The sequence below is a fragment of the Moorena producens 3L genome, from assembly GCF_000211815.1.
Lineage (GTDB): Bacteria > Cyanobacteriota > Cyanobacteriia > Cyanobacteriales > Coleofasciculaceae > Moorena > Moorena producens.
Genome location: NZ_GL890961.1, coordinates 1 through 7,010, shown reverse-complemented (window position 1 = coordinate 7,010; position 7,010 = coordinate 1). Strand labels below are relative to the sequence as shown.

4 protein-coding genes, 1 tRNA gene and 2 pseudogenes are annotated in these 7,010 nt (G+C 44.2%); 3 read left to right on the top strand and 4 right to left on the bottom strand.

Features of this window, described 5'->3' with window-relative positions; genetic code table 11:
* The 3 genes and pseudogenes from LYNGBM3L_RS50615 to LYNGBM3L_RS25785 all read left to right on the top strand — a co-directional run.
* Window positions 1–100, top strand: a pseudogene (locus tag LYNGBM3L_RS50615) (ABC transporter ATP-binding protein); the annotation flags it as partial.
* Between the two features lie 253 nt (window positions 101–353).
* Window positions 354–902: an NYN domain-containing protein gene (locus LYNGBM3L_RS25790; RefSeq protein ID WP_008188389.1), complete on the top strand. Its 549-nt coding sequence runs from the start codon at window positions 354–356 to the stop codon at window positions 900–902.
* 81 nt (window positions 903–983) lie between these two features.
* Window positions 984–1,054 (top strand) — tRNA-Glu (locus LYNGBM3L_RS25785).
* A gap of 83 nt (window positions 1,055–1,137) precedes the next feature.
* Here LYNGBM3L_RS25785 and LYNGBM3L_RS25780 read toward each other — a convergent pair.
* From LYNGBM3L_RS25780 to LYNGBM3L_RS47860, 4 genes and pseudogenes are all read right to left on the bottom strand, one after another.
* Window positions 1,138–2,805, bottom strand: a complete 1,668-nt coding sequence (locus LYNGBM3L_RS25780; protein WP_008188388.1) for an ABC1 kinase family protein — start codon at window positions 2,803–2,805, stop codon at window positions 1,138–1,140.
* Between the two features lie 145 nt (window positions 2,806–2,950).
* Window positions 2,951–5,014, bottom strand: coding sequence for a GAF domain-containing sensor histidine kinase (locus LYNGBM3L_RS25775; protein WP_008188387.1), 2,064 nt, complete (start codon window positions 5,012–5,014; stop codon window positions 2,951–2,953).
* A gap of 647 nt (window positions 5,015–5,661) precedes the next feature.
* Entirely contained in the window at window positions 5,662–6,081 is a 420-nt protein-coding gene (locus LYNGBM3L_RS47865) for a hypothetical protein (protein ID WP_229414714.1), read from the bottom strand.
* Window positions 6,082–6,223: 142 nt separating this feature from the next.
* A pseudogene (locus LYNGBM3L_RS47860) lies at window positions 6,224–6,599 on the bottom strand (hypothetical protein); the annotation flags it as partial.
* Window positions 6,600–7,010 lie beyond the last annotated feature (411 nt).

Genomic DNA, 7,010 nt, shown 5'->3' with positions numbered 1-7,010 from the left:
GGATTATTGTGATGGAGCATTTTTGTTAGACCAGGGTCGGGTCATTGACCAAGGTCAACCGGAACGCCTGAAGCAAAGACTGGTAAGTCCTAATCACTGATTCTCGGGAAGTTTCCGGAAAGTGGTAGGATTTGTAATCGGCTAACTGTTAACAACAATAAGTGTTATTTATAACACTTATTGTTGTTATTGTAATATGATATGTTTTAATAGTTAAAGGTTGAGTGTTATTTTTGCTCAATCCTTTTGCCTTTTTCTCAAGTGCAATTTATACTAATATAAAGAAATGTTAAATTTATTCTGGCCAATATGAGCAGTCCATAGGGACTGTAAATAGTATAATCCCATGGAAAATGTCTTGTTCTTCACCGCTGGCTATTTTACTAGTTGATGGCTATAACGTCATTGGCTCTTGGTCTTTCCTGAAAAATACCCGTGATCGTGATGGTCTGCTGAGTTCTCGCCAAGAGTTAATTGAGACCCTAGCCAATTACAGTGCCTTTGTTGGCTATGACACTGAGATTGTCTTTGATGCTCACTCACTCAATACCCCTAACAGTCGTGAGGTGATAACTAATAATTTATCCGTTTACTACACCGATTTCGGGGAGACAGCAGACACTTACATCGAAAAATTTTGCGCCTCCTATAGAACCAACCTTGTTCAACCAACTAAACGTCTGATCGTCGCTACCTCAGATCGGGCACAGCAATTGACTGTTGTCGGGTATGGTGCTCAATGCATGTCTTGCCAGCAGTTGCTCAGCGATGTTGAATTCACAGCTCGTCGAACCCGCCGCAAATACCGACCACAGAAATCCTCTCGTGGTCGTTTTTTAGTCAATTCCTTGGATGCCAAGGCTCAGCAGCGCCTAGAACAGTTGCGAAATAGTATCAAGTAAGGGGAGTGGAAAAAAATTTCCTGATCAAACACTTGACACAAACCAAAATATCCACTATTATTATAAAAGTGAAATCAATAAGCCCCCATCGTCTAGAGGCCTAGGACACCTCCCTTTCACGGAGGCGACAGGGATTCGAATTCCTTGGGGTATATAAAAAATAAAATACAAACATAAAAAAATACAACAGCTTAGGGTAGGCGATCTAATAAATATAAGATTGCCTACCTTTGGGCTAACCTATCCAGCTTTCTCTAATGGCTAAGTTAATCAGAGAACGCAGCAAAATCAAAAACCAGAATGCGGAAAAGGCAAAGGCGGCTATCGCCCATCCACTATAAGGACCTGATAGGAAAATAGTACCGGCTACCAGAGTAAATCCAGTTAAACAAGCATAAATTAGGCTTTTTAGAGCAAGGGTGATCTGCTTGAGAGTGCGATCGCTTTCTACAGAACGCACCCGCAATTGTAACTCTCCCAGCTCGAGCCGCTCTTCTAAGCGTCGAATTGCTAGTTCGGTAGCGCTAGCCTTACGTAAGTTATATTTCACAAAATCCCTAGCTTGTTTAGCTAGTTCCCCCACTATATTCCCCCGCCCTTGAAAAACAGCCAGGCTTTTAACAAAAGGCTCTGTAGCAGCTAACAAATTATACTGGGGATCTAGGGAACGAGCGATCCCATCAAGAGTTGTTAGTGACTTTAATATAAATGTCAGTTGTGCTGGTAGGCGAAAAGGTTGCTGCTCAAACATTAAGTAAAGTTCGCTACTGATTTCCTCAAAAGCTTGTAATTCTATGGGCTTTTCGGTAAATTTTTCCAGTAGGAAAGCAACTAATCGCTTGACTGGCTTGAGATCTGACATGGGTTCAATTAACCCCATGTAAGTTAAACTATTAACGACCTGATCAGTGTCCTTACGCAGTACAGCAAAAAAAGTCTGGAGCATTTGGTCTTTAGTCATGGACTTGACCTCCAGCATTGTGCCAAAGTCATAGAAAATCAGACTGCCCTCTGCAGAGACTGCCATATTTCCAGGATGAGGGTCAGACTGAAAAAAGCCATCTTGTAATAACTGCTTGAGGTAGCAACAAATTCCCAGCTGAATAATTTCTTTAGGATTTATGCCTAGGGATTCCAGGCTCTGACGGTCATCAATTTTAATCCCCGGCATATACTCCATAGTCAAAACTTTTTTAGTTGTATATCGCCAGTAGACTTTCGGGACACTAATACGAGCATAATTGCTGAAATTTTGACGAAAACTCTCAGCATTCTTCCCTTCATGGATGTAGTCAATTTCTTGATAGAGCAGGTTAAAAAACTCATGGGTGATGGAATCCAAATCATATTTTCTGGTTCCCGGAACAAATCGATTGACAAAACGAATCAATCGATGGATAATCTCAAAATCTAGGTTAAATAGCTTTTCTAAGCCAGGACGCTGAACCTTAACGACTACATCTTCCCCGGTGTGCAATCGGGCTTTATGAACTTGTCCCAAACTCGCAGCGGCTAGAGGAAAATGCTCAAAATCCCGATACAAACCATGAATGTCGTGACCCAGTTCTGATTCAATTAGAGTTATAGCATCGGTTACACTAAATTCTGGGATCCGATCTTGTAATTGCGCCAAGGCATTCACATATTCTAAGCTAAGTAAATCAGGGCGTGTGGATAGTGCCTGCCCAATCTTGATGAACGTTGGACCTAAGTCTAAGAGCTTTCTAACTAACCACTGGGCTCGACGATTTCTTTGCTTGGGGGAATTATTAGCCGATACCTTGTCCCACCATAAATAAACCATAAACTGCGCTGCCGCAGTAAAAATATCGATCTGGCGAGCCAGGGGAGAATAGTTAGGTTGTTGCCAACGTGGTGGCTTGGGCGCATCAGTTGTGAGCATACTCAGCTATTCATAGTTACTCCTATTCAATCCGGGAGTATAAATCAGATCATATCCACTTTAATACCTATTCTTCCCAGTTAGTCTTCCGAGCTATTAGTCATTAGTGATTAGTTTTGCCTTCTTACTTACTAATGACTAAGTTTTACATAAAAGATTGAACCTGGGGCAGAGTAATTGTGAAAGATACCCGAGAGGTGCGAGGAGTGTCAGACGGGCCAGTGGAGACATCTACTGTGCCATTGAGATGCTGCACTAAGCATTTTACTAGCGCTAGACCCAAACCAGTACCCTGAACTGCTCTTTGGGTCATCCCCTGACCGCGATGGAATTTATCAAAAATATGTCTGAGGTCTTCTGGAGAGATGCCCTGACCAATATTGCTCAAACTCATCACAATCTGCTTCACCGATTGCTGGATTTGCTCAGTTACCTCGATCACCACTGTAGTATTTGGGTGAGAATACTTGCCAGCATTGGTTAAAAGTTCCAGCAAGATACGGTTAAGGCTCTCAGCGTCGGTGTTGATCAAGAGCGATGGTAGTGAACTATTGATTGTTAAGGTTAAGCCTTTCTGCGCCCATTTGTACTCAAAGGATTTAGCCAAGTGCTTAATCATCGGCATCAGGTCAATTCTTTGCAGCTGCAGTTGGGACTGGTCAGATTCCAGCTGCTGTAGACTCAACAGGTCGTTAATTAGCTCAATTTCTTGATTACACTGTTGCTCAAGGATTTCTAGATATTTGGCACGACGCTCAAGATCAAGTTTGGGTTGACGTAACATCCGAATCGCTAGACTCATGGCAGTCAAAGGTGTCCGCAACTCATGATTCATGCTACTGAGAAATTCGTCTTTGAGCCGATTTAATTCTTTTAACTGACCCATTTGCTGGCGAGTTCTTTCGTATAACTCTGCCTGAACTTTCAGACTATGTTGTAACTGAGCCGTGCGTTCTTCAACAAGGGATTGTACTTGCTGGAGAGTCTGATTTTGGATAATAGTGCTACTAACTTGTGTACTGACCCACTTGACCAAGTTGATTTGATTTTCTAGCCAAGGGCGAGGTTGACTATTTTGCAAGACCAAGAACCCCAAAACCTTAACGGATAGCAAGCCATGATTATCTGCCCCAACCAGAGGACAGATCAGTAACCCTGGCAATAGGACCTGATCTAGGAGTGAGATGCTCTGGTGGTCAGCTTTACCAATCGGGTGATCTGGTCTATGGGTAATGACTATCGGTTCAGGGGCTTGCTTGAGAGCCTGTTGGTACCAAGAACACTCAGAAACTGGGAAGGATTTATTTAACAGTGCGTCGCCTTTTGAAAATAGATCAGTAGTAGAGGTTTCCTGTAACCATTCACAAACGACTGTCAGATCATGTTTTGGTGAATGCTGTCCTGGTACAGTGCAACCAAGGGGATTCGTTTCATCTAAGAGTAGCAGTAGTGCCCGTGACACCTGAAGTGCTTCAGCAACAGCCGTGGTAGCTATCTGGAAAATCTCCAGGAGATTGAGAGAGCTATGCATCACTTGACTCAATTGGTTGAGCAGAGTTTGGTCTCGAGTAGCCGCCTTCACTTGGTGGGTTAGCTGAACTTGAGAAATTGCTACTGATACCCATTGGGATACAACAATTAACTGTTCTTGCTCTGTCTTTGTCCATTGGTAAGGCTGGGCTTTTCCTAAAACAATTACCCCGTTGACTACAGACTGAAACTTTGTGGAGGTCTTCAGTATTGCCCTGGCAGATAGCACTTCTTCACCCAAATCTAAGTTAGACCAAGCATCGGATTTTTGCCAATCTGAAATTGCCAGTACTGAGTCACTGCCTAAGTCATCCTCTGTGGTTAAGAGTTCCAGCAGTTGCACTGGATTTTTGTAGTATCGGTGTTCTGGGTCGAGGTGTTGATCAGCACGCCACCAGGCTAGTTGGGGTGTAGTGCTAGGGTTAGCCAGCCCCCCAATTAAACAGCTATCCACCTGAAAACTCTCTCCTATAGCCTTGGCCAGCATGGCCAACAGAGTTTGCGTTTCTGAGGTATTTAGTATAGTCTTAGCAATTTGTTGCCCGATCTGAGCTAACTCTGTCGGGTAAGGCATGAGTGAACCCTGATGTTCCTGGCTAAAGGTTGGTTCAAATGTACCTGAGAGACGGGACTTGATGGAATTTACTCTTGGGGCAAAAATCGCGCTTTCTGCATCCATTATGCTAGTTGCACAACTTGTGAATACTGGTCTTGACTAGAGCAACTGTTAAAACAGTAATCTCGCTAGGATTAGTGTTCCCGGCATCAGAGTGCTTTTGATCAAGAGATTGGAGTTTTTTACGACAACCGACCTACACACCCGTTCAATCATCACTGCTGGTTAGAGGAGAAGCTGTGGGTCGGTGGCACAACTTGCATCATGTAATCGTCACAGTTGAGTTAAACTCGTCCCCGGTGAGCTTGACCCGTAATTAAATTCGCTTTAGGTGCGCGCCTCCTAGGCCGGGTTCCCCGGCCTAGGAGGCGCGCCTATCGGCAAAGCCGACGCGGGGCGCGAACGGGCGCGCACCACGATATCAACAATGGTTACTGCTCGAAATTCGTCTACCCAATTAATTCTGATCGGTAGATTGGATGAGGGCTTGTTGGAGTTTCGACCTAAGGCACAGAGCGTAAAAATCCCAAAAGGCGCGTGCCTCTGAGTTGGGTAGACTAGTAGTACCTGGAAACCCAGGAGAGAATTGAGAAACTCCAGATATCTCCCCTGGGATTGAAATAGATTCACTTTGAACACCTTAAACACCTTGAGCACCTTTTTATACCGTTTTTTAAACAAAACTGATTTAAAACTTCAATTCAACACTACTAGGAGCGCTTCTTTCTAGCTTGTTTTTGAGCTTCCTCACTGTTTTTTCGATAAAGTATAACCCGATAACGAGCTATCTGGTAGCGTTGGTCATCAGGTTTTACCGTCTCCATTAGATTTGATGCCCGTTCCCACTTAGCTGCCACATCTAACCATTGAGCTGAGGTTTCGACACTTTCACCTGCTGCCGCTGCTTCTTGAGCTAGGCGCATTGCTTCAGTAAAGGGGTCCCGAGTAAAGGGGGGGTCTGGATTACTAGAAGATCCCGATGAAGAAGAATTGGCTGGGTCTTTTGCCGAATGGTCGGCTTGAGTTGGGTTTAGGGATTCGATTTCCCTCCCAAACCAATCATTCAGTAACCAACCTACTAGGATCAGGAATAAACCCAAACCTAACCCAATCACAACACCTTGCCGCAATCGACCTTTTTTACGTAGTTGACTGTAAGAAGCTGGCGGTAAGACCAGTTGCTGACTCGGTAGTTTTTTTGGCTCAGTTGACGGGAAAATCCTGGTGTTAGAGCCAGTTGCTGGCTCGGTAGGTTTTGGCGATTGTTGAAGGTTTGAGCCAGTTGCTTGAAGAAATTTGGCCTAGTAAGGGTTATGTCTTCGTACCACAACAGCTGATTGTCTGGGTCACGGCTAATTTCTTCTAACCAGAGTAATTGTTCCTCTCGCACGATGCGGCTGTTGATCCTGACACGACGAATGTTACGCGGTGAAATTTCTTCCAGAATTTCCTGGATTTGACTGACTAGAATCGATTGTTCCAGCTGTTCCGGTTTTGCTGCTTCACACAAAACTTGCAATACGCCATCAGCCAGAATGGCTCTAGTTCTCACCCCAAAATCGGCTAATCGTTCATTCAGTGTTTGAATAATTGCCACCACGCTACCCTGGTGGGCTTGTCTAGCAATATCTTCCATGGTACCAGACATTTTTTTTAGCTATGACATTGGATTAGTGTGTTTGACTTTACTTAATATAGTTTTTCCCTTTAGAGTACCAGGATCTTCCATTAGTGCATGTATTGTTAATTTTTCTTGCCCCGTGGAGACCACTGCTAAAACCCAGGTGGATATAGTAATTATCAGAATCATGAGGTACACAGTTTTTTTTATTCCCCCTACCAGTCCCGGAAAACCATACTCGATCAACTCTCCCGGTGCGCTTACAGTCGTCGAATTAAAATTCCCATGGTAGTGCGCGACCCAAGGCCGGGTCCCCGGCCTTGGGTCGCGCCTTCAGGTCGCACCGCAAATCTTTGATTGGTTTGCAGGGAATTGACATGGTGAGCATTGACTACTGCCTGAAAAAGATGAAAAAAATAAAAGGCTGTGAGCAGGAGG

Bases quoted from the DNA above. Each gene is read 5' to 3' on its own strand.
- LYNGBM3L_RS25780 (WP_008188388.1), bottom strand. From the start codon at position 2,805: ATGCTCACAACTGATGCGCCCAAGCCACCACGTTGGCAACAACCTAAC.
- LYNGBM3L_RS25790 (WP_008188389.1), top strand. From the start codon at position 354: ATGTCTTGTTCTTCACCGCTGGCTATTTTACTAGTTGATGGCTATAAC.
- LYNGBM3L_RS25775 (WP_008188387.1), bottom strand. From the start codon at position 5,014: ATGGATGCAGAAAGCGCGATTTTTGCCCCAAGAGTAAATTCCATCAAG.